At 69.5% G+C, this 25656-nt stretch carries 21 protein-coding genes and 1 riboswitch; of the genes, 10 read left to right on the forward strand and 11 right to left on the reverse strand.

Annotated elements, in window-relative coordinates; genetic code table 11:
- Positions 1–101 precede the first annotated feature (101 nt).
- The 4 genes from AB5J50_RS25115 to AB5J50_RS25130 form a co-directional block, all read right to left on the reverse strand.
- Positions 102–1841, reverse strand: a complete 1740-nt coding sequence (locus AB5J50_RS25115; protein WP_369260577.1) for a GAF domain-containing sensor histidine kinase — start codon at positions 1839–1841, stop codon at positions 102–104.
- A gap of 173 nt (positions 1842–2014) precedes the next feature.
- Positions 2015–5560: a thiol reductant ABC exporter subunit CydD gene (cydD, locus tag AB5J50_RS25120; RefSeq protein WP_369260578.1), complete on the reverse strand. Its 3546-nt coding sequence runs from the start codon at positions 5558–5560 to the stop codon at positions 2015–2017.
- A gap of 83 nt (positions 5561–5643) precedes the next feature.
- Positions 5644–6651, reverse strand: a complete 1008-nt coding sequence (cydB, locus tag AB5J50_RS25125; protein WP_369260579.1) for a cytochrome d ubiquinol oxidase subunit II — start codon at positions 6649–6651, stop codon at positions 5644–5646.
- Positions 6652–6671: 20 nt separating this feature from the next.
- The gene (locus AB5J50_RS25130; protein WP_369260580.1) at positions 6672–8180 is read right to left on the reverse strand and encodes a cytochrome ubiquinol oxidase subunit I; all 1509 of its coding nucleotides are present in this window, start codon (positions 8178–8180) and stop codon (positions 6672–6674) included.
- Between the two features lie 249 nt (positions 8181–8429).
- Between AB5J50_RS25130 and AB5J50_RS25135 the strand changes: the two genes are divergently transcribed.
- Positions 8430–8804: a cyclophilin-like fold protein gene (locus AB5J50_RS25135; protein WP_369260581.1), complete on the forward strand. Its 375-nt coding sequence runs from the start codon at positions 8430–8432 to the stop codon at positions 8802–8804.
- 93 nt (positions 8805–8897) lie between these two features.
- Here the strand turns inward: AB5J50_RS25135 and hisC are convergent, their stop codons facing one another.
- A complete protein-coding gene (gene hisC / locus AB5J50_RS25140) occupies positions 8898–9977 on the reverse strand; it encodes a histidinol-phosphate transaminase (protein WP_369260582.1) in 1080 nt (359 codons plus the stop codon).
- Positions 9978–10475: 498 nt separating this feature from the next.
- Here hisC and AB5J50_RS25145 point away from each other — a divergent pair, with 498 nt between their 5' ends.
- From AB5J50_RS25145 to AB5J50_RS25155, 3 genes are all read left to right on the forward strand, one after another.
- Complete coding sequence (locus AB5J50_RS25145; protein WP_330305769.1) at positions 10476–11588, forward strand: LacI family DNA-binding transcriptional regulator; 1113 nt, start codon at positions 10476–10478, stop codon at positions 11586–11588.
- Positions 11589–11790: 202 nt separating this feature from the next.
- Positions 11791–12954, forward strand: a complete 1164-nt coding sequence (locus AB5J50_RS25150; RefSeq protein WP_369260583.1) for a metallophosphoesterase — start codon at positions 11791–11793, stop codon at positions 12952–12954.
- A gap of 181 nt (positions 12955–13135) precedes the next feature.
- Positions 13136–13999, forward strand: coding sequence for a hypothetical protein (locus AB5J50_RS25155; RefSeq protein WP_369260584.1), 864 nt, complete (start codon positions 13136–13138; stop codon positions 13997–13999).
- A 139-nt stretch (positions 14000–14138) separates the two neighbouring features.
- Here the strand turns inward: AB5J50_RS25155 and AB5J50_RS25160 are convergent, their stop codons facing one another.
- Positions 14139–15563 carry a VWA domain-containing protein gene (locus AB5J50_RS25160; protein WP_369260585.1) on the reverse strand — a complete coding sequence of 475 codons (1425 nt, stop codon included), beginning with the start codon at positions 15561–15563 and terminating at the stop codon, positions 14139–14141.
- 238 nt (positions 15564–15801) lie between these two features.
- The gene (gene thiC, locus AB5J50_RS25165) at positions 15802–17631 is read right to left on the reverse strand and encodes a phosphomethylpyrimidine synthase ThiC (RefSeq protein WP_327430042.1); all 1830 of its coding nucleotides are present in this window, start codon (positions 17629–17631) and stop codon (positions 15802–15804) included.
- A riboswitch (TPP riboswitch) is annotated at positions 17624–17780 on the reverse strand. It overlaps the preceding gene by 8 nt.
- Before the next feature lie 71 nt (positions 17781–17851).
- Here thiC and AB5J50_RS25170 point away from each other — a divergent pair.
- Positions 17852–19345: a YibE/F family protein gene (locus AB5J50_RS25170; protein ID WP_369260586.1), complete on the forward strand. Its 1494-nt coding sequence runs from the start codon at positions 17852–17854 to the stop codon at positions 19343–19345.
- Positions 19346–19408: 63 nt separating this feature from the next.
- Here AB5J50_RS25170 and AB5J50_RS25175 read toward each other — a convergent pair whose 3' ends face one another.
- The 4 genes from AB5J50_RS25175 to AB5J50_RS25190 all read right to left on the reverse strand — a co-directional run bounded on the left by AB5J50_RS25175 (position 19409) and on the right by AB5J50_RS25190 (position 21839).
- The gene (locus AB5J50_RS25175; protein ID WP_067376783.1) at positions 19409–19846 is read right to left on the reverse strand and encodes an SsgA family sporulation/cell division regulator; all 438 of its coding nucleotides are present in this window, start codon (positions 19844–19846) and stop codon (positions 19409–19411) included.
- Positions 19847–19945: 99 nt separating this feature from the next.
- On the reverse strand, positions 19946–20785 hold the full coding sequence (locus AB5J50_RS25180) for an IclR family transcriptional regulator (RefSeq protein ID WP_369260587.1): 840 nt from the start codon (positions 20783–20785) through the stop codon (positions 19946–19948).
- Between the two features lie 347 nt (positions 20786–21132).
- A complete protein-coding gene (locus AB5J50_RS25185) occupies positions 21133–21345 on the reverse strand; it encodes a DUF5326 family protein (RefSeq protein ID WP_327430045.1) in 213 nt (70 codons plus the stop codon).
- A gap of 176 nt (positions 21346–21521) precedes the next feature.
- Positions 21522–21839: a cupin domain-containing protein gene (locus AB5J50_RS25190; RefSeq protein WP_327430046.1), complete on the reverse strand. Its 318-nt coding sequence runs from the start codon at positions 21837–21839 to the stop codon at positions 21522–21524.
- An 81-nt stretch (positions 21840–21920) separates the two neighbouring features.
- On the opposite strand from AB5J50_RS25190, the gene AB5J50_RS25195 reads away from it, so the two are divergent.
- The 5 genes from AB5J50_RS25195 to AB5J50_RS25215 all read left to right on the forward strand — a co-directional run bounded on the left by AB5J50_RS25195 (position 21921) and on the right by AB5J50_RS25215 (position 25647).
- Positions 21921–22301, forward strand: coding sequence for a phage holin family protein (locus AB5J50_RS25195; protein WP_327430047.1), 381 nt, complete (start codon positions 21921–21923; stop codon positions 22299–22301).
- 7 nt (positions 22302–22308) lie between these two features.
- The gene (locus tag AB5J50_RS25200; protein WP_369260588.1) at positions 22309–22800 is read left to right on the forward strand and encodes a low molecular weight protein-tyrosine-phosphatase; all 492 of its coding nucleotides are present in this window, start codon (positions 22309–22311) and stop codon (positions 22798–22800) included.
- Positions 22797–23942 (forward strand): cystathionine gamma-lyase, encoded by a 1146-nt coding sequence (locus tag AB5J50_RS25205; protein ID WP_369260589.1) that lies wholly within the window; start codon positions 22797–22799, stop codon positions 23940–23942. Before AB5J50_RS25200 ends, AB5J50_RS25205 begins: the two co-directional genes overlap by 4 nt.
- Positions 23943–24191: 249 nt before the next feature.
- The gene (locus AB5J50_RS25210) at positions 24192–25097 is read left to right on the forward strand and encodes a LysR family transcriptional regulator (RefSeq protein WP_369260590.1); all 906 of its coding nucleotides are present in this window, start codon (positions 24192–24194) and stop codon (positions 25095–25097) included.
- 67 nt (positions 25098–25164) lie between these two features.
- Positions 25165–25647 (forward strand): NUDIX hydrolase, encoded by a 483-nt coding sequence (locus AB5J50_RS25215; protein ID WP_327430051.1) that lies wholly within the window; start codon positions 25165–25167, stop codon positions 25645–25647.
- The last annotated feature ends 9 nt before the right edge of the window (positions 25648–25656 follow it).

Raw genomic sequence — 25656 nt, forward strand, 5'->3', positions numbered from 1 at the left:
ACTGCGCGCCCAGCCACAGACCACCCGCAGCCTCAAAGCAACCCGCCGCTCGAAGTAGACGTCACCTACAAGCCGACGCGCAGCCATAACCGGGCCCCGCCTCAAACCGGCCCAACCCGCGGAGCGTACGGCGCTTGCCAGACCACCGTCGTACCGCCCCCTCCCTCCCCCATCCCCGCCCCGTACCAACTGTCCCCGCCCAGCGACTCGGCCCGCCGCTTGAGGTTCCGCAGCCCACTGCGCCGCCCCCCGTCGGGGATGCCGACCCCGTCGTCGGCGACGCTGAGCCGTACGCCCTGCTGTCCGTCCGGCAGGTGCGCGGTCGCGTCGACGACGACGTCGATGCGGGAGGCCCCGGAGTGACGGAAGGCATTGGAGAGGGCCTCGCGCAGGGCGGCGATGAGGTTCTTGCCGGTGAGTTCGCCCACCAGTGTGTCGACGGGGCCGATGAAGCGGTGGCCGGGTTTGAAGCCGAGGGGTACGGCGGCCATGTTGATCTCGCGCAGCACACGGGTGCGCAGTCCGGACGGCACTTCGGCGGGGCCTTGCTGGAGCGCGAAGATGGCGGTGCGGATCTCCTGGATGGTGACGTCGAGTTCGTCGACCGCCTTGCCGACGCCCTCCTGGACTTCGGGTACGACCGACCACCGTTGTGCGCTCTCCAGCATCATCCCGGTGGCGAACAGCCGCTGGATCACGAGGTCGTGCAGGTCACGGGCGATCCGGTCGCGGTCCTCGTACACCGCGAGCCGCTCCCGGTCACGCTGGGCCTCGGCCATCATCAGCGCGAGCGCGGCCTGCGAGGCGAACTGCGCGGCGAGGATGCGTTCGGTCTCGGTGAACGGGCGGCCGTCGCGGGTGCGCGGGGTGACGAGGGCCCCGAGCACCCGGCCGTCGCTCTGCAGCGGCAGCATCATCATCGGCCCGTATGCGCGCGCGGGTTCCGGGAGCATGCGCCGGTCGGTAGCCGCGTCCTCGACGAACACGGCCTCCCCGTCGAGGATTTCGGCGACGAACTCGCTCTCCGGCGGGATGACCATGCCGAGCGTCTTCGACGGGCCTTCCAAGGCGACGGCGACGATCTCCAGGCCGCCCTCCTCGGCGGGCAGCAGTACGAGCCCGGCCGCGGAGCCGGAGAGCCGGCGGGCCTGTTCGGCGACGACCTGGAGGGCGTCCTCGGCGTCGCCGCCCGACAGCAGCGCCGTGGTGACGGCCACCGATCCGTCGATCCAGCGCTCGCGCTGCTGGGCGGCCTCGTACAGACGGGCGTTGCCGATGGCGATACCCGCCTCCGTGGCCAGCACCCGGACCATGTTGAGGTCGTAGTCGTTGAACGAGCCGCCGCCGCGCTTCTCGGCCAGATACAGATTCCCGAAGATCTCCCCCTGTACCCGGATCGGAACCCCGAGGAAGCTCCGCATCGGCGGATGGTGCTCGGGGAACCCGCAGGAGCGCCGGTCGTCGGCCAGGTTCGTGTGCCGCACCGGGTCCGGGTCGTGGATGAGCGCCCCGAGCAGCCCCTTGTGCCCGTCGGGCAGCCGCCCGATCCGCTGGGCGGTTTCCTCGTCGACCCCGTGATAGACGAAGTCCGCGAGCCCGTTTCCGTCCTCCGCCACGACCCCGATGGCCGCGTACCGTGCGTCCGCCAGCTGGGCTGCCGTCTCGCAGATCCGGTCCAGCGTGGAGTGCAGCTCAAGGCCCGACCCGACGGAGCGCATCGCCTCCAGCAGCTGCGGCACGCGCGCGGTCAGCTCGGCCGACAGCCCTTGCAGGCCCCGAGGCGCCCGAGCCGCACTGTCCGGGCCGCCGTCCGGGTCGGGCGAGTCGGGAGCTACTGACATGGCTTGAGCGTAGTAAGTCCTATTTGTAAGGGAAAGTCGGGATGAGGCCGTGAGAGAAGGTCAGGACCGGAGGTGCGGGAGGCCGGTCCGGGGCGGCCGGACGGCGAACGCCGGAGGCGCGGACCGCTCCTGGGCCCTGCCGTCACCTTCCCGCCCGCCCCCGACGCCAGGGCCTAGCTGTACTGCCGCGCGGCCCCGACCAGCAGATCCCCCTCCGCTTCCCGCTCCACCATCTCCCGCAGCGGCCCCTCGCCGGCCGCCAGCTCCGCGTACGGACCCCGCTGGACCACTCGCCCCTCCGCGAGCACGATGACCTCGTCCACCGCGTCGAGCCCGGCCAGCCGGTGCGTGATCAGCAGCGTCGTACGGCCCTCGGTCGCGGCCAGCAGATCCGCGGTGAGCGCGTCGGCCGTCGGCAGGTCGAGGTGTTCCGCGGGCTCGTCGAGGACGAGGACGGGGAAGTCGGCGAGCAGCGCCCTGGCCAGCGCGAGCCGCTGCCGCTGGCCGCCGGACAGCCGTGCGCCGTGCTCGCCGATCAGTGTGTCGAGCCCGTCGGGCAGAGCGTCCGCCCAGTCGAGGAGCCGGGCCCGCGCGAGCGCGTCGCGCAGTTCGGCCTCGGTCGCGTCCTTGCGGGCCAGCAGCAGGTTCTCGCGCACGGTGCTGTCAAAGAGGTGCGCGTCCTGGGCGCACAGCCCGACCATGCGGCGTACGGCGTCCCCGTCCATGCCGTACGCGTCCACGCCGCCCACCGTGTACGTCCCCGCGTCCGGGTCCAGGAACCGCAGCAGTACCTGCGCGAGCGTGGTCTTCCCCGACCCGGAGGGGCCGACGACGGCGATCCTGCGGCCCTGTTCGAGGGTCAGGTCGAGCCCGGCGAGCGCGTCCCGGTCCTGTCCGGTGTGACGGGCCCGGAGCCCCTGTACACGCAGCGGGAACGGCGACGCGGGCGCCGGCTGCGGTCGGTCCGGTTCGCGTACGGGATCGGGCGCGTCCAGCACCTCGTACACACGCTCCGCGCTCTTGTGCACCCGCTGCCGGTACTGGACGGCGAGCGGCAGCCCCGTGACGGCCTCGAACGCGGCCAGCGGGGTGAGGACGACGACGGCCATCGCCACGCCGCCCAGGCGCCCGGCGGCGACCGCCTGGGCGCCCACGAGGGCGGTGGCCGCGACGGTCAGTCCGGACGCGAGTGCCGTGAGCCCGTCGCCGAGCGCGGTCGCGGTGGCGGCCCGGGAGGCGATGCGGGTGAGCACGGTGTCGGCCCGCCGCGCCTCGGCGGTACGGGCGGGCAGTGCGCCCGCGACGGTCAACTCGGCCGTTCCCGTGAGCAGATCGGTCACCCGGGTCGCCAGGACGCCGCGCGCGGGAGCCAGTCGCCGTTCGGCACGGCGCGCCACGGCGCCGGTCACGAGCGGGACGCCGACTCCGGCCGCCAGCAGTCCGGCGGCGAGGGCGGCACCGGCCTCGGGCAGCAGCCAGGCGGTGAAGCCGACGGAGGCGGCGGACACGACGACCGCGGCTCCTGCGGGCAGCAGCCACCGCAGCCAGTAGTCCTGCATCGCGTCCACGTCGGCGACGAGCCGCGACAGCAGATCTCCGCGCCGGGCCGTCCGCAGCCCGGCGGGCGCGAGGCGTTCGAGGCGCCGGTACACGGCGACCCGGGTGTCGGCCAGCATCTTGAGCACCGCGTCGTGCGACACGAGCCGCTCCGTGTAACGGAACACGGCCCGCCCGATCCCGAACGCCCGCGTGGCCGTCACGGCCACCATCAGATACAGCACCGGCGGCTGCTGGGACGCCCGCGAGATGAGCCACCCGGAGGTGGCCATCAGACCGACGGCACTCCCGAGCGCGAGACTTCCGAGGAGCAGAGCGAGCGTGAGCGGCCCGCGCCGGGGAGCGGCCATGGCCCGGACGCGAGCAAGCACGCCCCCACGCCCCCGAGGGGCCGCAGGGGGCTCTTCGCCGTCCGCCGCGGGCACGCTTTCCGGCTCGACCGGTCGCAGCGACTGTGCACGGCCGGAATCCGCGGAGCCGCGCACCTCGACGGTCACCGCGGACTCCGCCGAACCCGACACGTCGGCAGACGCGTGTGGCTCCAGCCGCACCACGCGGTCCGCCACCCCCAGCAACGCCGGCCGGTGCACGACCAGCAGCACCGTCCGCCCCACGGCGAGCCGCCGCACCGCCTCCACGACCTCCGCCTCCGTCGCTCCGTCCAGCGAGGCGGTCGGCTCGTCGAGGAGCAGCACGGGCCGGTCCGCGAGGAACGCCCGGGCCAGGGCGAGGCGTTGGCGCTGGCCCGCCGACAGCCCGGCTCCGTCCTCACCGAGGACCGTGTCGGTCCCGTCGGGCAGCGCGTCGACGAAGCCGGCCGCACCCGCGTCGGCGAGCGCCCGGCGCAGCGCCGCGTCGTCGGCGTCGGGCCGTGCCAGCCGTACGTTCTCGGCAATGGACCCGGCGTACAGATGAGGCCGCTGCGGCACCCAGGCGATCCGCGAGCGCCACTCCACCCGGTCGGCCTCGGCAAGATCGACTCCCCCGACCCGCACCCGGCCCTCGGTGGGCGCCACAAACCCCAGCAGGACGTTCAGCAGTGTCGACTTGCCCACGCCGCTCGGTCCGACAAGAGCCACCGTCTCACCGGGGGCGACCGTGAACGAGACGTCCGAGACCGCGTCCCCGGAGCGCCCCGGGTACCGCACGGTGACGCCCTCGAAGCCGATCTCCCCCGCCGGCGCGAGCAGCGAGCCGGACGCCGGAACCGGTGTCTCCAGCACCGAGAAGATCTCCTCGGCCGCCGCCAGCCCTTCGGCTGCGGCGTGGTACTGCGCCCCCACCTGCCGCAGCGGCAGATACGCCTCGGGCGCGAGGACGAGGATGACGATCCCCACGTACAGGTCCATCTCGCCGTGCACGAGCCGCATCCCGATGGTCACCGCGACCAGCGCGACCGAGATCGTGGCGAGCAGCTCCAGCGCGAAGGACGACAGGAAGGCGATCCGCAGCGTCCGCATGGTCGCCTGCCGGTACTCGCCGGTGATCTTCCGGATCGACTCGGCCTGCGCCTTGGCCCGGCCGAACACCTTGAGCGTGGGCAGCCCCGCGACGACGTCCAGGAAGTGCCCCGAAAGGCGTGACAGCAGCCGCCACTGACGGTCCATCTGGGTCCGCGTGGCCCAGCCGATCAGAACCATGAAGAGCGGGATCAGCGGCAGCGTGCCGACGATGATCGCCGCCGACACCCAGTCCTCGGTGACGATCCGGGCGAGCACGGCCACCGGAACCACCACCGCGAGCCCCAACTGCGGCAGATAGCGCGAGAAGTAGTCGTCGAGCGCGTCGACTCCCCGCGTGGCGAGGGCGACCAGCGATCCCGTCCGCTGCCCGCTCAGCCACCCGGGGCCAAGGAGCGCGGCCCGCTCCAGCAGCCGCCCCCGCAACTCCGACTTGACCGCCGCGCTCGCCCGGTGTGCGGCGAGCTCGGTGAGCCAGGAGACGACGGCCCGCCCGATCGCGACCAGCGCCAACAGCATCAGTGGTGTGCGGAGTTCACCGGCCGAGAGTCCGTGCTGGAAGGCGCCGACCACCACCTCGGCAATGAGCATCGCCTGGGCGATGACCAGCGCCGCCCCGGCGATCCCCAGCCCAACGACCGCCGCGAGAAAGAGGCGAGTGGCGCGGGCGTACCGCAGCAGACGCGGATCGATCGGTTTCACGTGAAACACACCCTTGGCTCATCAGGCATGTTTCACGTGAAACGGTCGTTTCACGTGAAACATGCCCGTCGATTCAGCAGACCTCAGTGCGCAACATCGGCCGCGATGTGCTGCGTACCGATCCGCTTGCGGAACACCCAGTACGTCCACGACTGGTAGAGCAGGACGATCGGCGTGGCGATCCCCGCACACCAAGTCATGATCTTCAGGGTGTAAGGGCTCGACGACGCGTTGGTGACCGTCAGGCTCCAGTCGTCATTGAGCGAGGACGGCATGACGTTCGGGAAGAGCGTCAGGAAGAGCATCGCGACGGCCGCCACGATGGTGAGCCCCGACAGCATGAACGCCCAGCCCTCACGACCGCCGTTGACCGCCACAAGGGCGGCGACGAGCGCTGCCACGGCCACGACCAGCGCGACCAGCGACGTGCCGTCGCCGTTCTCGACCTGGGTCCAGAGCAGGAAGATCAGCGCCAACACGGCTGTCGCCAGCCCGAGTTGCAGCGCCAGCTTCCGCGCCCGCTCCCGAATGTCCCCGACCGTCTTGAGCCCGACGAACACCGTCCCGTGGAAGGTGAACAGCGTCAGCGTGACCAGGCCGCCGAGGAGCGCGTACGGGTTGAGCAGATCCCCGAAGTTGCCCACGTACTCGAAGTTCTTGTCGATCTTCACTCCGCGCACGATGTTGCCGAAGGCCACGCCCCACAGGAACGCCGGGATCAGCGAGGTCCAGAAGATCGCGGTCTCCCAGTTGCGCTGCCAGTTCTCCTCGGGCCGCTTCGCCCGGTACTCGAAGGCGACACCGCGCACGATCAGAGAGACCAGGATGATCAGCAGCGGCAGATAGAAGCCGGAGAAGAGCGTGGCGTACCACTCGGGAAAGGCGGCGAATGTCGCACCGCCCGCCGTGAGCAGCCACACCTCGTTGCCGTCCCAGACGGGACCGATCGTGTTGATCAGCACCCGCTTCTCGGCGCGGTCACGGGCCAGCAGCTTGGTGAGGATGCCGACTCCGAAGTCGAAGCCCTCCAGGAAGAAGTAGCCGATCCAGAGGACCGCGATGAGCACGAACCAGACGTCGTGAAGTTCCATGACTTGAGCGCTCCCTGGGCCTAGTAGGAGAAGGCCATCGGCTTGTCGGCGTCACGGGAGTCGCCGCCGATCCTGGTGGGCGGGTTGAGGTCGGCCTCGGTGAGCTCGGGCGGTCCGGCCTTGACGTACTTCACGAGCAGCTTGACCTCGACGACGGCGAGGATCGCGTAGAGCGCCGTGAAGACGATCATCGAAGTGAGCACCTCGCCCTGGGAGACACCGGGGGAGACCGCTTGCCGGGTCTGCAGGACGCCGTAGACGACCCACGGCTGACGGCCCATCTCGGTGAAGATCCAGCCCCAGGAGTTGGCGATCAGCGGGAAGCCCAGGGTCAGGATCGCAATGCGCCAGTACCACTTCGTGAGCGTCGGGCCGAGGGCCTTGTTCTTGAAGAGGACAAGATGCGGCACCTCGTCCTCGCCGACCCTCAGGTGCTGCGGCAGCATGAACTTCTTGCGGGTCAGCCAGAGTCCGGCCAGGCCGATGGCGAAGGACGCCATGCCGAAGCCGATCATCCAGCGGAACGCCCAGAAGGTGACGGGGATGATGGGGCGATAGTCGCCGGGACCGAACTTCGCCTGCTCGGCCTTGTTGGTGTCGTTGATGCCGGGGACGTACGAGCTGAAGTCGTCGTCGGCGAGGAACGACAGTATCCCCGGGATGGACAGCTCGACGGTGTTGTGCCCCTTGCTGACATCCCCGTACGCGAAGATCGAGAACGGCGCGGAGTCCTGACCGTCCCACAGCGCCTCGGCGGCGGCCATCTTCATCGGCTGCTGCTTGAACATGACCTTGCCGAGGGTGTCACCGCTGATCGCGGTGAGCAGTCCGGCGATGGCGACGGTGACCAGGCCGAGGCGCAACGAGGTCTTCATCACGGAGACGTGCTTCTTGCGGAGCAGGTGGAAGGCGGCGATGCCGACGATGAAGGCGCCGCCGGTCAGGAAGGACGCCGAGATCGTGTGGAAGAACTGGGCGAGCGCGGTGTTCTGGGTCAGCACATGCCAGAAGTCGGTGAGTTCGGCACGCCCCTTCGCCTTGTTGATCTTGTAGCCGACGGGGTGCTGCATCCAGGAGTTGGCCGCGAGGATGAAGTACGCCGACAGGATCGTGCCGATCGAGACCATCCAGATGCAGGCGAGGTGGATCTTCTTCGGCAGCTTGTCCCAGCCGAAGATCCACAGCCCTATGAAGGTGGACTCGAAGAAGAAGGCGATCAGGGCCTCGAAGGCGAGCGGGGCACCGAAGATGTCACCGACGAAGCGCGAGTAGTCGGACCAGTTCATGCCGAACTGGAACTCCTGCACGATGCCGGTGACGACACCCATCGCGATGTTGATCAGAAAGAGCTTGCCCCAGAACTTCGTGGCCCTGAGGTACTTCTGATTCTCCGTGCGCACCCAGGCCGTCTGCAGGCCGGCGGTGAGCGCGGCGAGCGAGATCGTCAGGGGGACGAAGAGGAAGTGGTAGACGGTGGTGATACCGAACTGCCATCGCGCCAGAGTCTCCGGCGCCAAAGCCAATTCCACGTCGTCAGTCTCCTTACATCGCCGTGGTACAGCGGCAGTTTGCCCCCTTTGTCGCATGCATCATGGGAGCAACCGGGACACGCTTGTGAACGCGTTCACATTCACAAGCAATTATGACGCATGGCCGTTCGATGCGTGAGGGGCGGGGGGTCCTTAAGGCGGCCCATTAAGCCCCAGCGGGGATGGACCGGTGGACCCATGGCGCGCGAGGGGTTCCCAAGCCCTTCAACATCTTGTTGAATCCGCCTCATGCAGATACGGATCTCCTGGCCCGCGGGGCACCTCACCGCGACCCTCGACGACACCCCGACCGCCCTGGCCCTCGCCCAGGCACTGCCGCTCGCCTCTACCGCCCACACCTGGGGCGAGGAGGTCTACTTCGACACCGGCGTCTCCGCCGCCCTCGAGGACGGCGCCCAACAGGTCGTCGAGCCGGGCACGGTGGCCTTCTGGACCGACGGCGACGCCCTCGCCCTCCCCTACGGGCCCACACCGATCTCGCGAGGCGACGAGTGCCGCCTCGCCAGCCCGTGCAACGTCCTCGGCCGTCTCGACTGCGCCCCCCGCGCCCTCACGACCGTGCGCAACGGCGACCCCGTACGCGTAGAACTCGTAGAGCCCTAGGGGCCCCGGCGGAACTTCGGCACCCCCCGAAACGTAGGACGGGGTGGGGGACCAGCGCTCCCTAGGGCCACAACTCCCCACACCCCTAGGTGATCAGAGCTCCTTGCGGAACCCCTCCGTCGCCTTCAGGAAGATGTCGTTCGCCTCGTTCTCGCCGATCGTCACCCGGACTCCCTCGCCGGCGAAGGGCCGTACGACGACCCCGGCCTGCTCGCAGTGGGCGGCGAAGTCGAGGGTGCGCTCCCCCAGTCGCAGCCAGACGAAGTTGGCCTGCGTCTCGGGCACCGTCCAGCCCTGACCGCGCAGCGCCTCGAGCACGCGCTGGCGCTCGCACACCAGCGAGCCGACCCTGCCGAGCAGTGCGTCCTCGGCGCGCAGGCTCGCCACCGCGGCGTCCTGGGCCAGCTGGCTCACGCCGAAGGGCACCGCCGTTTTGCGCAGCGCCGCGGCGACCGGCTCATGGGCGATCGCGAAGCCGACCCGGAGACCGGCGAGTCCGTACGCCTTGGAGAACGTGCGCAGTACGCAGACGTTGGGCCGGTCACGGTAGATCGCGACGCCGTCCGGCACCTCGACATCACGGATGAACTCGCGGTACGCCTCGTCCAGGACGACCAGCACATCACTGGGCACCCGGTCGAGGAACCGCTCCAGCTCGGCCCGGCGCACCACCGTGCCGGTCGGGTTGTTGGGGTTGCAGACGAAGATCAGCCGGGTCCGGTCGGTGATCGCGTCCGCCATCGCGTCCAGGTCGTGCACCTCACCCGGCGTCAGCGGCACCTTCACCGAGGTCGCCCCGCTGACCTGCGTGATGATCGGGTAGGCCTCGAAGGACCGCCAGGCGTAGATGACCTCGTCCCCGGGGCCGCTCGTGGCCTGCAGCAGCTGCTGCGCGACCCCGACCGAGCCCGTGCCGGTCGCCAGGTGCGAGAGAGGGACGCCGAAACGGTCCGACAACTCGTTCATCAGCCCGGTGCACGCCATGTCCGGGTAGCGGTTGAAGGACCCCGTCGCGGCGGTGACGCTCTCGATCACGCCGGGCAGCGGCGGATACGGGTTCTCGTTGGAGGACAACTTGTACGCCACCGGACCGCCCGCCGCGGCGGGCTTGCCGGGCTTGTAGGTGGGGATACCCTCCAGCTCGGCACGCAGCTTGGGGCTCGTCTCGCTCACCGCAGTCCTCCTCGTGACGACCAGCGGCTCATGATCACCACCGGCTACCAATGCTTCTCACCTTATGAGGATTCGGCGCCGCTGCGAATGGCTGTGGACCACCGAACGCCCACCGGCCGGCGGCCGGGCGCTGCTCGGTGATCATCCTCGTGACTGTCCGACGGTGATCCTCGTACGTTCCGGTGATGATCCTCGTACGGCTCGGCGGTCATCCTTGTACGAAGGCGTACGAAATGGGGGGCGCGCCACCCGGAGGCGCGCGCGCCGGTGGCTCACGCCGTGGCGCGCATCCCTCGTGAAGGTGAGTTGAGACCTCTTCGAAACATGGCCCACTTGGCAGGCTCATGCGTGCCGACAAGTCACGTACTGCCATTGTATCGTTCAACTTCCTTTGTTTCTAAGGGAGTTGACCCACTTCGACCATGCAGAAACGTGCCTGTCAACGAGTGCATATGCGTCCGCACTACCCCACCGCATGAGCCCTACTATCGGCTCGCCATGACAGCAGCAGGGAAGCACCAGGTGAGCCGGGCGGAGACCTCCCGCCGAGGCGGTCGACCGGGCCGGGCGGGTATCAGAGACGTGGCTGCGGCCGCAGGGGTCTCCATCACGACTGTGTCCGATGCCCTCAACGGCAAGGGCCGGCTCCCGGACGCCACCCGACGCCACGTCCGCGAGGTCGCCGACCGGCTGGGCTATCGCCCGTCGGCCGCGGCCCGAACCCTCCGTACCGGCAAGTCGGGCCTCATCGGCCTGACCGTGACGACATACGGGGATGAACCTTTCACCTTCACGGAGTTCGCGTACTTCGCGGAGATGGCCAGAGCCGCCACCTCGGCCGCGCTCGCCCGGGGCTACGCCCTGGTCATCCTCCCCGCGACCTCGCGCCACGACGTGTGGTCGAACGTCGCCCTGGACGGAACCGTGGTCATCGACCCGTCCGACCAGGACCCGGTGGTCAGCGAGTTGGTCCGGCAGGGCTTACCGGTCGTCTCCGACGGCCGCCCGGCGGGCTCGCTCCCGGTCACCGCCTGGGTGGACAACGACCACGAGGCCGCGGTCCTGGGCATCCTCGACCATTTGGCCGACGCCGGCGCCCGCCGGATCGGCCTCCTCACCGGCACCACCACGGACACGTACACCCATCTCTCCACCACCGCATACCTGCGCTGGTGCGAGCGCGTGGGCCAGGATCCGGTGTACGAGGCCTACCCGGCGCACGATCCGTGCGCGGGGGCCGTCGCCGCCGACCGGCTCCTCGCCCGGCCCGACCGCCCGGACGCCGTCTACGGTCTCTTCGACCCGAACGGCACCGACCTGCTGGCCGCGGCCCGGCGCTACGGTCTGCGCGTACCGGACGACCTGTTGCTGGTCTGCTGCAGCGAGTCGACCGTCTACGCCAACACCGAGCCGCCCATCACGACGCTCTCCCTCAAACCGCGCCGGATCGGCACGGCCGTGGTCCAGCTCCTCATCGACGCCATCGAGGGGGTCGAATCGGACCAACCGGTCGAGCAGGTGATACCGACGGAGCTGATTGTGCGGACGTCCTCCGAGCGCCGTCCGCCCCGTACGACAGTCAGTGCGCCCCGATCACCCGAGAAGGGTTGACGCCCGACGCTGAAAGGGCGGGGAAAGCCCCGCCCAATTCGGGCGAAAACCGCGGTGAACTGGGCTCCTCCTCCGATTCACCACCCCTGGGTCATCACATGGCGCGATCCGCATTCCTATGATGGGCGGACGACACCGCGGGCCGCTGCGACCAGGCAGTCCGATCCGGTGCAGATGCGGCGCGATGGTGGTGGAGGGGTCGATGACTCAGGGGGCCGGTCAGGGACCCGAGGTGGTGCGGACGGCGACGTTGCGCGACTTCCGGGTGCCCGCGTACGTCCACGAGACCGGTCCGTACGTCCCCGAGACCGGTCCGTACGCGCAGAGCACGCCTCCCGGCGAGGGCGCCAGACCCGCCGAGGAGTCCGACGAGTACGCGGCCGCGGCGCACTCGTCCGCGGATTACCCGCCTGCCGAGTACCCGTCCGCGGAGTACTCGGCGGAGTACACACCCACGCGGCGCGATCTGCCCGTCATCAACCGGGGTGACACGCTTCAGGTCGCGGTTGACCCCGACGCCGTGGCCGCCCCGGCGCCCGGCGACGGGCCGGGTCCGCTGTACGTCGTCGGCGATGTGCACGGCTATCTCGACCAGCTGGTCGCCGCGCTCCAGGAGCAGGGCCTCATCGACGCCGCGGGCAACTGGTCCGCCGGGACCGCGCGCCTGTGGTTCCTCGGCGACTTCACCGACCGCGGCCCGGACGGCATCGGCGTGATCGACCTCGTGATGCGGCTGTCCGCCGAGGCGGCCGCGGCCGGCGGCTACTGCAAGGCCCTCATGGGCAACCACGAGCTGCTGCTGCTCGGCGCCAAACGGTTCGGCGACACCCCCGTCAACTCCGGCGCGGGCACCGCCACCTTCCAGGCCGCCTGGCTGCTCAACGGCGGCCAGAAGACCGACATGGACCGTCTCCAGGACCACCACCTGCAGTGGATGGCCCGGCTCGACGCCATGGAGCAGGTCGACGGACACCTCCTGGTGCACTCCGACACCACCGCCTATCTCGACTACGGCGACTCCATCGAAGCGGTCAACGACACCGTCCGCGAAACCCTCACCCGCAACGACGCGGACGAGTGCTGGGACCTCTTCCGCAAGTTCACCAAGCGCTTCGCGTTCCGCGACGACGGGGGCGCCGAGGCCGTCCGGGAGCTGCTCGGCGCGTACGGCGGCACCCGCATCGTCCATGGTCACAGCCCCATTCCGTACCTCCTGGGCGAGGTCGGCTCGGAGGAGGGCGAGGACGGCGCGGGCCCGGTGGTCGAGGGACCGCATCTTTACGCCGACGGGCTGGCCATCGCGATGGACGGCGGAGTGACCATGGCCGGAAAGCTGCTGGTCCGGCAACTTCCCCTGGATAGCTGAGCGTTCCTCGGGCAAGCGTCCCCCACGGAGGACTGCGCTGGCCAGGGGGCAATTTCTGGAAACCCCCTGTCACGGCGTGCCGTCACCGCTCTACCATCGGCTTATCCGTAGCAGGCTCCCCTCCGTTTCTGCCCGACGGCTCGTCAGCGTGCGAGCCACCAGCCCTACGGAGCATCGGGGGATGCACATGAACAGCGTTCCGCAGCACCTGCTGAGCGAGGACCGCCAAGAGTACGAGCGGATCCTCGATGAGGCGCTGCGCTCCGCACCACACCGCCCGGAACTCGCCGCTGTCGGCCAGCGGCTCAACCCCGAACAGCTGCGCACGATGGCGCTCAACGCCACCGCTCTCATCACGGCGGCCGCGGCGACCGAATACCAGCACTACGTCAAGATCCGCGAGGAACTGCGCCAGCCGGCGCCGTCCGCCCCGGTCATGAGCGAGGAAGCCGGCTCAGCGGAGCCGGGCGCGACCGCGATGCGGCTCGCCGCCACCGTGGGGGAGGTGTCCGAGACCGCCGGAGCCGGTGCCATCGCCGTCGTCGCGGTGCTCGCCCCGGTCCTCGCCGGGACGGCCGCGGCGATCTTCCTGCTCGTGGGGTACCTGCTGCAGATGCTCGACCCCGAACAGACGTTCGCCAAGACCCTTCTGACCACCGGGTGGGTCTTCGGCGCGGTCACGGCGGCCGCGATTCTGGTCGCCGCGGTCGGACTGCTGCTGACCGCACTGCGCAACAGCTCGTCCTCGCTCCAGGCCGGAGCACGCGGCGAGCTCAGCGAACAGGTGGCCCGGGCCAGGGAAGCCTGGCGCGATGCCCTGCTGGAGCGCGGCATCCTGCCGTTCCTCCGGGAGGCCCTCGCCGACCCGGGCTCCGCGGCGCTGGGCCGTCCGGCACCGGCACCCAGCCGCATCCCGCAGCTCGGCTACGACCGGCCGGGGTTCAGCAGCCCCGACGGCGGCCCCGCGGCCGGCCCGCGCCCGAGCTTCACCAGCCCTGACTTCACGAGCCCGGACTTCGGAGGGCCGGAGCACCAGCCGGAGTGACACCCGGGCGCCCGGGCCGACCGGGCGGCTCGTGTCCGGGCTACGGCCGGGTGTGGGGAGGAAACCGGGGCCCGCGCTGATGGAGTGCGGGCCCGAGCCGGTGGGCCATGTCCGCCGTGCGCCGTCCGGCAGGGCGCCGTCAGATGATGCCCAGCTGCCGGGCCGCGGTCATCCAGGCCGGGAACTCGGACAGCAGCCGGTCGTACAGCTCCGGATCCGGTACGTCGCTGATGTCGTCGACGGCGAAGAACCCCACGTTGTCGACGCGTCGGCCCGGCAGCGTGTCGAACCGCTCCAGCACGCCGTAGTTGGACCGTCCCAAGCCCACGAACTGCCAGAAGACCGGCTCCTCGACCGCTTCCAGCAGCTCCTTCTCGATCTCCTTGTTGCGGTAGACGCCGCCGTCGGAGAAGAACAGCACCAGCGTGGGATCGGTGGCCGGGTGCTCGCGCACATACGTCCGGACCTCCGCGATCACCTTCTGCTCCTCGTTCTGGATCCCGACCGCGCGCATGTCCACCTGCCCCGGCCGCAGGCCCTTCCGCGGCTTCTTGCTCCGTCGGAACAGGCTCAGCTCACCGACCCGGACATGGAGCTCCAGCCACTCAGGCAGTTCCCCCAGACCGAGATCCGGCAGCCGCGCCGGATGGGACGCGAACGTCCACGCCTGCATCACCCCGTCGTCGTCCAGCTGCGCGGCCACCGCCGCCATCCGCTCCACCACGTCGGCCACGACGCCCTTCGAGTACAGGAAGGACATCGACCCGGAGGCGTCCAGGACCAGGACGACGCGGGCCGTCACCCCTGCCGCACCATGCTTCTCCAGGCTGACCGCGACCTGCTCCTTGCGCAGCGAGAGCCGCTTGCGCATGTCCACGGGCAACTGCTCCTCGCCCTTGACGAGGCGAGGGGCGGGGGCGGGGGGTACGGCTGGAACCGCCGGGGCGGGCTGCGCCACAGGCGGAACGGCAGCCGGGGCTGGCGCCGCGAACCCGGCGGTGCTGGGCTCCGGGCCCCCGGCCGCACCGGCCTCCTCGTCCACGCTGATCCCGAAGTCGGTGGCCAGCCCCGCGAGTCCGGACGCATAGCCCTGCCCGACCGCACGGAACTTCCACTGACCGCCCCGCAGATACAGCTCACCCCCGATGAACGCCGTCTCCGTCGTGGCCTCCATCTCGAAACGCGCGACCTCCTGCCTCGTCCCGGCGTCGAGCAGCATGAGCGTCAGTCCGGTCAGCTCACCGAACGTGCCACCGTCGGCCGAGGCGCACAGCACGACCCGCTCGATGCCCGGCTCCAGGGCGCGCAGGTCCACCTCGACCGTGTCCGTCGTGCCAGCGGCATCCCGCTGCTTCCCGAGATGGCGTACGGCGCCGGAGGCATGCCGCGGCTGGTTGTAGAAGACGAAGTCCCCGTCGCCCCGCACCCGTCCGTCCGCGCCGAGCAGCAGCGCCGAGGCATCCGCGTCCGGCGCACCGGCTCCTCCTCTCCAGCCGAGCACGGCCTGCACGGCCCCGGCGACGACGGGAAGATTGGCGCCCTTGCTCATGGCTGTCGATGTCATGCGCCCAGTCTGCCGAGAGAACCCGGCACCGGAGCCGTTCGAAGCACACCCAGACGCCTCGAACGACTCCGTTGGCCACATCGATCCCGCCCATGTCAGGCAGCGCAGGGATGCTGATCACGCCATGCGTGATCCTGTCTCTTCCGTTACGACGTGGCCGCACGACGTCCCACAGCCCAGGCAGGACCTGGTCGTGGTGACCGGGGCCCGGGCGGAGGCGTCAGCACATGTGTCCGGCTCAGTCGGTCATGGGCAGGTAGACCCGATTGCCCGCGGCCGCGAACTCCTTGGACTTCTGAGCCATGCCTTCTTCGATCTCCACCTGCGAACCGCCGTGTTCCCGCCGGATGTCCTGCGAGATCTTCATCGAGCAGAACTTCGGCCCGCACATGGAGCAGAAGTGAGCCGTCTTGGCGGGCTCGGCCGGCAGTGTCTCGTCGTGGAACTCCCGTGCCGTGTCCGGGTCGAGGGCCAGGTTGAACTGGTCCTCCCACCGGAACTCGAAGCGGGCGTCGGACAGCGCGTCGTCCCATTCCTGCGCACCTGGGTGCCCCTTGGCGAGGTCGGCTGCGTGGGCGGCGATCTTGTAGGTGATGACGCCGGTCTTGACGTCGTCACGGTTGGGCAGGCCCAAGTGCTCCTTGGGCGTGACATAGCAGAGCATGGCCGTGCCCCACCAGGCGATCATCGCGGCACCGATGCCGGAGGTGATGTGGTCGTACGCCGGCGCGACGTCCGTCGTCAGCGGGCCGAGCGTATAGAACGGAGCTTCATCACAGATCTCCTGCTGAAGGTCGATGTTCTCCTTGATCTTGTGCATCGGGACATGTCCCGGGCCCTCGATCATGGTCTGTACGTTGAAACGCTTGGCGATCGTGTTGAGTTCCCCGAGTGTCCTCAACTCCGCGAACTGTGCTGCGTCGTTGGCGTCCGCGATCGACCCGGGCCGCAGCCCGTCGCCGAGCGAGTACGTGACGTCGTACGCCGCGAGGATCTCGCAGAGCTCCTCGAAGTTCTCGTACAGGAACGATTCCTTGTGGTGCGCCAGGCACCAGGCCGCCATGATCGAGCCGCCGCGCGAGACGATGCCGGTCTTGCGGTTCGCGGTGAGCGGCACGTAGGGCAGGCGTACCCCCGCGTGGACCGTCATGTAGTCCACGCCCTGCTCGGCCTGCTCGATGACCGTGTCCTTGTAGATCTCCCAGGTCAGCTCCTCGGCGCGGCCGTCCACCTTCTCCAACGCCTGGTAGAGCGGCACGGTGCCGATGGGGACGGGGGAGTTGCGCAGCACCCACTCACGGGTGGTGTGAATGTTGCGGCCGGTGGACAGGTCCATGACCGTATCGGCGCCCCAGCGGGTCGCCCAGGTCATCTTCTCGACCTCCTCCTCGATGGAGGACGTGACGGCCGAGTTGCCGATGTTGGCGTTGACCTTCACCAGGAACCGCTTGCCGATGATCATCGGCTCGATCTCCGGGTGGTTCACGTTCGCGGGCAGCACCGCGCGGCCGGCGGCGATCTCCTCGCGTACGACCTCGGGGTCGACGTTCTCGCGGACCGCCACGAACTCCATCTCGGGCGTGATCTCGCCGCGCCGGGCGTACGCGAGCTGCGTGACCGCCTCTCCGGCGCGGCCCCTGCGCGGCTGACGCGGCCGCCCCGGGAAGACCGCGTCGAGGTTGCGCAGGCCCCCGCGCGGTGAGGTGTGCTTGATCCCGTCGTCCTCGGGACGGACCGGGCGGCCCGCGTACTCCTCGGTGTCGCCGCGGGCGATGATCCAGTTCTCGCGCAGCGGCGCCAGACCCCTGCGTACATCGGTGTCGATGGTCGGATCGGTGTACGGGCCCGAGGTGTCGTACAGCGTGACGGACTGCCCGTTGGTGAGGTGCACCTGGCGGACCGGCACCCGTAGATCGGGACGTGAACCCCCGACGTACCCCTTGTGCCAGCCGATGGACTTCCCGGCCTCGCCGTTCTCGGTCGGGGCGGACGCCCCACCGTTCTCGGCCGGAGCAAGCGCCCCGTCCGTCTGGCTGGAGGCAGGCGTGCGTACGTCCTTGTTGGTCATGAGACCTACTCCCTACGCCGGCATTACCCGGTAACAGGTTCGGCGGTCGACGCAGCGGCTTCCGTCCGCCGATGTTTCATGTGAAACATCGCTAAGACGAAGGTCAGCGCCCTCTCAGCCCGGTGCTCCGAGCTCCCGCGTGTGCAAAGGTGCCTCCACGCTAGCGTCATATCTGGCGCGGTGAACAGAGGGCCCCCGCCGTTCTTGCGATGATCGGTCGGTGACCACGACACAGCAGTCCCCGTTCCCACCGTCCGAGCCGCCGCGCGGACCCGGTTCCGGTGACGGCCATGGACACGGCTCCGGTGACGGCGGCGGGCATGGTCCGGACGGTGGCGGCCATGGCTCCGGACCCGGTGACGGTCACGGACCCGGCAATGGGCACGGCCACGGTCCCGGCGGCGGGCACGGCCACTCGCACAGTCACAGCCATGGCCCCGCCACCCCCGTCTCCAAGCATCTGCGCAAGGTCATCGCCGCGGTGCTGATCCCCTTCACGGCGGCGGTCGTCGTGGGTCTTGTGGTGTTGTGGCCCGGCGGCGCTCCTTCTCACGAGCGCACCGGCGTCGGCTTCGACCGGCAGACCCAGCAGGCGACGGTCACCAAGGTCGACAAGGTGGACTGCAAGTCCGTGAACGCCTCGGGGGAGACCCCGACGGGCGACACCTCCACCGCCGAGGGCTCCTCCGCGCAGCAGCAGGCGACGGGCGACTGCAAGAAGGCGACGATCCGGGTCGACACCGGCAAGGACAAGGGCCGTACGTTCACCGAGATCGTCCAGCCCGACCAGTCGCGGCAGTTGCACGAGGGCGAGAAGGTCGTGGTCGCGTACGAGCCCTCCGCGCCCAAGGATCTGCAGTACTCGGTCACCGATGTGAACCGGAAGCTCCCCATGGCCCTGCTCGCCGGGATCTTCGCACTGGTTGTCGTTGTGGTGGGCCGGATGCGCGGCATCATGGCGCTGGTCGCACTGGCCGTCAGCTTCCTGATCCTGACGTTCTTCATCCTGCCCGCGATCCTGCAGGGCTCGAATCCACTGATCGTGGCGGTCGTCGGAGCCAGCGCCATCATGCTGATCGCGCTCTACATGTGCCACGGCCTCTCGGCCCGTACATCGGTGGCGGTGATCGGCACGCTGCTCTCGCTGCTGCTGATCGGTGTGCTCGGCTCCGAATTCATCGGCTGGGCGGCGCTGACCGGCAACACCGACGACAACACCGGCCTGATCCACGGCCTGTACCCATCCATCGACATGAGCGGTCTGCTGCTCGCGGGCGTCATCATCGGTTCGCTCGGTGTGCTCGACGATGTGACAGTGACGCAGACGTCCGCGGTCTGGGAGCTGCACGAGGCGAACCCCACGATGGGCTGGCGCGGCCTGTACCGCGCGGGCATCCGTATCGGCCGCGACCACATCGCGTCGGTCGTCAACACCCTCGTCCTGGCGTACGCGGGCGCCGCGCTGCCGCTGCTGCTGCTCTTCTCGATCGCCCAGAGCAGCGTGGGTACGGTCGCCAACAGCGAACTGGTCGCCGAGGAGATCGTGCGCACCCTGGTCGGCTCGATCGGTCTGGTCGCCTCGGTGCCGGTAACCACCGCGCTGGCCGCCCTGGTGGTCTCCGCGGACCGCCCGGAGACCGCGGCCCGCCCTGTGGAGCCCACGGGGTCCAGGACGCCGGCACGCGGCGGGAAGGGCCGCCGCCGCAAGCGCTGAAGTCTCCTGATGCCGGTGTGACTTGAGAGGAAGCGTTACTCCACTTGGGTGTGCGGCAGTGCCTCAGCCCGCGCTCTGCTCCTCCGCCAGGATGCGGTCCAGCGCCTCGTCGAGGTGCGCGTCGAAGTCGGCGAGGGAACGCTCCTGCCCCAGCGGCACCAGCTTGTCCGTACGGTCGAGGAACGCCACGAGTGGCGCCGCCCCCGACCGGAACAGCGCGTGGTCGCCGCCCACCTGAAGCCGGATCAGCACCTCGCCGAACGCCTCCGGATCGGCGGGCGCGATGTGCACATCGCCGTCACCGCACGGCCGGCCCACGCCGTCGATCAGCAACTCCCGCCCGAACGCCCAGGTCACCGGCGCGTCACCGGGCAAATGGAAGGTCAGCCGCACGGCGTACGGATCACAGGTCTCGTATCGCAGCTCCACCGGAATGCGGAAGGACAGCTCCTCCGACACGAGGAAGCTCATCATGACCTCTGCCTGCACCGACTCGCGCATCGCCTACCCCGTCGTTTGCCGTCGACTGGCCAGGAATCGTCCCCCTGACACTGCAGGAATCTTGCTTAACGTGCACACCAGATCACAAGGAGTGAGTTTTCAGATACTGATAGAGATGGCGAGTGTCCCTAGCAGCCTGCCGACTTCGCTCTGCAATTGCCGTGCGGCGGGTAGCAGACGCTCGGCCTGGTGAGAAGGCAGGGAAATGGCCATTGTCCCGGCGGTGGAGCCTGCGGTGATGGGGATCGCGGCGCAGACCGTGCCCAGCGCGTACTCCTGGCGCTCGATGACGGGCTCCATCCGGCCCGTCCGCTCCAGGCGCCGCAGCAGACTGTCGTTGTCACGCACCGTGTACGGAGTGATCGACTGCACGGGGTAGCGGTCGAGGTGATCTCGGCGGGCCTTCTCGTCCAGCTGGGACAGCAGGCACTGGCCGATCGCGTGCGCGTGCCCGGTCTCCCGGAAGTCGGCCCACTCCTCCACCGCGGGATTTCCCGGGGTGTCGGCGATGCACATGACCTCGATCTCGCCGTCGCGGTAGATCGCGTAATAGACGGGTGCGCCGATCGAATCACGCCAATGGGCGAGCGCGTCGCTCACCGTGCTGCGACGTTTCTGCTGCGCTCCGCTGCTGCTCAGCCGCTCGGCGGCTTCGCCGAGGAAGAACAGCCCCTTGTCACGGCGCAGATAGCCCTCGTGGACCAGGGTGCGCAGCAGGTGGTACGCCGTCGGCAGGGCGAGCCCGGCCTCCCGGGCGAGCTGCTTGGCGGGCGCGCCGTGCTCGCGCGAAGCGACGGCCTCCAGAAGGCGCATCGCCCGCTGCACGGAGCCGATCAGGGTCGTGGGGTGCGGCTCCAGGGACGCGGCCTCCGCTGGAGGGGTGCGTGGAGCGAGCGTCTCCCCTGGGGTGCTGCGCGAAGCACGTGGCTCCCCAGGCATGGTGCGCGGAGCGGGTGTCTCCCCTGGCGTGGTGCGTGGCTGGGCGGGCGGGACACATGACCCCGCCGGCACACCCGATCGCTGGACGGGTGGAGTGAGTGAATCTGCGGGTGCGGTGTCAACCGTGGCCAAGGGGCACTCCCGAAGCGCGAGGGGGACCGCCCGTGCGGGGGCACACGGGAGGGGGCTGTGCGCTGCCCGCGGGGGATCGACCCCGCGTCGAATTCCGGACTTTAACCGCCTGCCACCGCTCGCAGACGGCCTCGCCGGAAAACTTCCCTCGGCCGAGGGAACCTCGGGTTCCCTTTACCGGCCTGCCCGTTACCGATCGCTCACCCTCTCGCGCCTCACCAGTCGCTGCGCGACGACGAGCTCGACATGAACTTCCGCACGATGTAGATCAGTCCGCCGACCAGCGCGACGAAGACCAGGGCCTTGAAGAGCAGACCGATGACGAAGCCGACCACGGTCGCTATCAGGCCGCCGAACACGACGATGGCGATGACCGGCACCGCGACCCACTTCACCCACCACGGCATACCGTTGAAGATCTCTCGCATCGCCCTTGTCCTTACCTCTCCGCCCGGTGCCCCAAGCCCAGGGGCTTGATTCCGGGTTCTCTGATGTCGTGCATTGATGTCCTGCACTCGATGCTAGAGCCGAGAGGGGGCCGAGCGGGGGTCTCGCACCCCTTGTCCTCCCCTGACCGTCCCCCTAGGGAACCCTGAGACGGAGGTCAGCTCTCCGGCGGAGAGAACACCACCAGAACCCTCAGGTCCTCGGTGATGTGATGGAACTTGTGGGCGACCCCCGCGGGCACGTAGACGACGCTGCCGCGCGCCACCTGGGTGGTCTCCAGGCCGACCGTGATCGAGGCCCGCCCGCTCACCACGAAGTACACCTCGTCCTGCTGGTGCGGCTTCTGCGAGTCGAGTTCGCCCGCGTCGAGCGCGTACAGGCCGACCGACATGTTCCGCTCGCGCAGGAACTGCAGGTAGGCGCCGTCGTTGGCGGCGCGTTCCGCCTCCAGTTCATCCAGCCGGAATGCCTTCATCGCCCTCGTCCGCTCTCGTACGCCGGAAGCTGTGTCCACAGCCTCTCTCGCCAGTCGATCTCTTCTGCCACGATCAGACACATGAAGAATTTCGTAGTCAAGACGCTCGCCAACGCCGGGGCCCTGGCCGTCGCCGTCTGGATACTCGACAAGATCACCCTGACGGGCGGCAGCACCGGCAAGAAGATCGGCACGCTGCTGCTCGTCGCGCTGGTCTTCGGCCTGGTCAACTTCCTGGTCAAGCCGATCGTGCAGGTGCTGACCTTCCCGCTCTTCATCCTCACGCTCGGCCTGATCACCCTCGTGGTCAACGCCCTGATGCTGCTGCTCACCTCGTGGCTGGCCGACAAGCTCGACCTGAGTTTTCACGTCGAGGGCTTCTGGACCGCAGTCGTCGGCGGCCTGATCATCTCCATCGTGTCCTGGGCGCTCAACGTCGTACTGCCCGACGGCAAGGACTGAGTGCCCGATGCCCTATCGCGTCTGCTTCGTCTGCACCGGCAACATCTGCCGCTCCCCGATGGCCGAGTCCGTCTTCCGCACCCGCATAGAAGAGGCCGGGCTCGACGGCCTCGTCGAGGTCGACAGCGCGGGCACGGGCGGCTGGCACGAAGGCGACGGCGCCGACTCGCGCACCGTCGCCGTGCTGGAGGCGGGCGGCTACGAGAGCGGCCACGCGGCCCGGCAGTTCCAGGCGTCGTGGTTCTCCCGCCTCGACCTCGTCATCGCCCTCGACTCCGGCCACCTCAAGGCCCTGCGCCGCCTCGCGCCCACTGCCGAGGACGCGGACAAGGTCAAGCTGCTGCGGTCGTACGACCCCGCCGCGGGCGACGATCTGGACGTTCCCGATCCGTATTACGGACATATGGACGGCTTCGAGGAGTGTCTTGAGATGGTGGAAGCGGCGAGCCCAGGACTGCTCGCCGCGGTACAGGAGCGAGTGGAGGGACAGGCGGCATGACGTCAGGGGATTTCGTCACGGGAACAGGTGACGGCACGCGCGCGGTGCGGGCCGGGCTGCCCGAACCCGTCAAGTACGAGCCGACGCTCCCGGGCCCGGCCTTCGCCGCGCACTACCACCTGCCCGGCGAGCCCACCGGCCCGTACACCTACGGCCGTGACGAGAACCCGACGTGGACGCTCCTGGAGCGCGCCATCGGCGAACTGGAGGCCCCCGGACAGGACGGCGTCGAAACGCTCGCCTTCCCTTCCGGCATGGCCGCCATCTCGGCAGTGCTCTTCTCCCAGCTGCGCGCCGGCGACGTCGTGGTCCTGCCCGACGACGGCTATCAGGTGCTGCCGCTGGTGCGCGAACAACTGACCGCGTACGGCATCGAAGTGCGTACCGCCCCGACCGGCGGCGACGCCCAGCTGGAGGTCCTCGACGGCGCGAAGCTGCTGTGGATCGAGACGCCGTCGAACCCGGGCCTCGACGTGTGCGACGTACGACGGCTCGTCGCGGCGGCTCACGCACAGGGCACCCTCGTCGCCGTCGACAACACCCTGGCGACCCCGCTCGGACAGCGCCCGCTGGAGCTGGGCGCCGACTTCTCCGTGGCCAGCGGCACCAAGATGCTCACCGGGCACGGCGACCTTCTCCTGGGATACGTCACCGTCCGCGACGCCGCTCTGATGGCTCCCGTACGACGCTGGCGGAAGATCGTCGGCGCGATCCCCGGCCCCATGGAGGCCTGGCTCGCGCACCGCTCGCTGGCCACACTCCAGCTGCGCGCCGACCGGCAGACCGCCAATGCCCTGGCGATCGCCGAGGCGCTGCGGGAGCGGCCCGAGGTGACCGGGCTGCGCTACCCGGGACTGCCCGACGACCCCTCGTACAAGATCGCTTCGCAGCAGATGCGGCGCTTCGGGTGCGTGGTGTCCTTCACGCTGCCCACGCGCACGCGTGCCGACCGTTTTCTCGACGCGCTGCGGCTGGTGGACGAGGCGACGAGCTTCGGCGGCGTGCGGTCCACGGCCGAGCGGCGCGGCCGGTGGGGCGGGGACGCGGTGCCGGAAGGCTTCATCCGCTTCTCGGCCGGCGCCGAGGATCCCGAGGACCTGGTGGCGGATGTACTGCGGGCTCTCGAAGAATCCGCGGAGTGAACCCTTCCTGAGTGACCGGTGAGTACGCTGCTGCGCACCTCCGGGCCGCGGGTTTAGTACCTCGCTACGTACAACGGACGGTCCGAGCCTCCCCCCTCGTGGCTCGGACCGTCCCGGTTCTGCGCGCGAAGAACCGCGCGAACAAGGCTAGTTGACTCTGTGTCAGTGTCCAATCACAGTAGCGACAGAGACCTATCGACTTATTTATAGTTAGGGCTCGCGCGGGGGTGCTGGGAGGGGAGGGGCACCATGGATTTGGCCTTGCTGCGCACTTTTGTGACTGTGCACCGGGCCGGTTCCTTCACCCGCGCCGCCGCGCTGCTCGGGCTCTCGCAGCCGGCCGTCACCTCGCAGATCCGCACACTGGAGCGGCAGTTGGGGCGGCCCCTGTTTCTGCGCCAGGCGCGCGGGGTGACTCCGACGACCATCGGCGACGAACTCGCCCACAAGGCCGCGCCGCATCTCGACGCCCTGGTGGAGATCGCCGAGACCGGCCTCGACGAGGACTCCTCATTACGCACCCTGCATCTCGCCGGGCCGCCGGAGTTCACCGCGGAACGGGCGCTGCCCGCGCTCACGGAGCTGACGGGCGACGACGGCCAGGGCTTCGCGCTGCGCGCCTCCTTCGGGAACGCCGAGGAAACACTGGAGGGGCTCGCCGCCGGACATCATGATCTGGCCATTACGACGGCCCGTCCGCGCGGTGCGCTGCTCACCGCGACTCCGCTCTGCGACGAGGAGCACGTCCTGGTCGCCGCCCCGCGCTGGGCTGCCTGCGTCGGCCCCGGCAAGCTGCGCCGCAAGGGTGCCTACGCCCTGGAGAACTTCCCCGTCGTCGAGGTGCACGAGTCGCTGCCGCTCGTCGCCCGCTACTGGGCCTCCGTCTTCGACTCCCGCCCGGCCGCCGCGGGCACCGTCGTCGTCCCCGATCTGCGCGCGGTCCTCGCCTGCGTCACTGCGGGCGCCGGCATCGCCGTACTGCCCCGGTATCTCTGCGCCGCCGCACTGGAGCGCGGCGACGTCGTGGCACTCCTCGACCCGGCGGTGCCTCCGTTGCGAACGTACTTTCTGGTGGTCCGCACCGGAACGCTGGCGATGCCGCACATCGCGCGGGCGCATGAGTGGCTGCTGAGGGCGGCGGTCGACTGGAGCTGAGGGCCTTCTTGAAGGTATCCGGGCTCCGCGATGTTTCACGTGGAACCAGCCGGGCCACATTTCTCCCATGACCGTCCGACCCGTGGTCAAGCGCACCGCCCGCGCCATCCTGCTCGATGGCGACGATTTGATTCTCATCAAACGCACCAAGCCCGGCGTCGATCCCTACTGGCTCACACCGGGTGGCGGGGTCGAACCGGAGGACACGACTGTCGTCGACGCGCTCCACCGTGAGGTGCATGAAGAGCTCGGCGCCAAGATCACCGATGTCGTGCCCTGCTTCGTCGACACCGTCGAGCACATCGGCGACGACGGCGGCGCGACCGGCGTGAAGGTACAGCACTTCTTCGTCTGCCGTCTGGAGTCCATGGACCCGGCCCAGCGCCACGGCCCCGAGATCGACGAGCCGTGCGGCGAGTACGAAATCGTCCGTGTGCCCTTCACCCGCGTCGGGATTGCCTCCGTCCACCTCGTACCGCTGTCCCTGCGGCACTACCTCGACGGGAACATCGAGGGCGTACGGGCGATGCACGCGCCTGACCTGGGCTGACGTACGGCG

It is taken from the genome of Streptomyces sp. R35, assembly GCF_041053035.1.
Lineage (GTDB): Bacteria > Actinomycetota > Actinomycetes > Streptomycetales > Streptomycetaceae > Streptomyces > Streptomyces lutosisoli.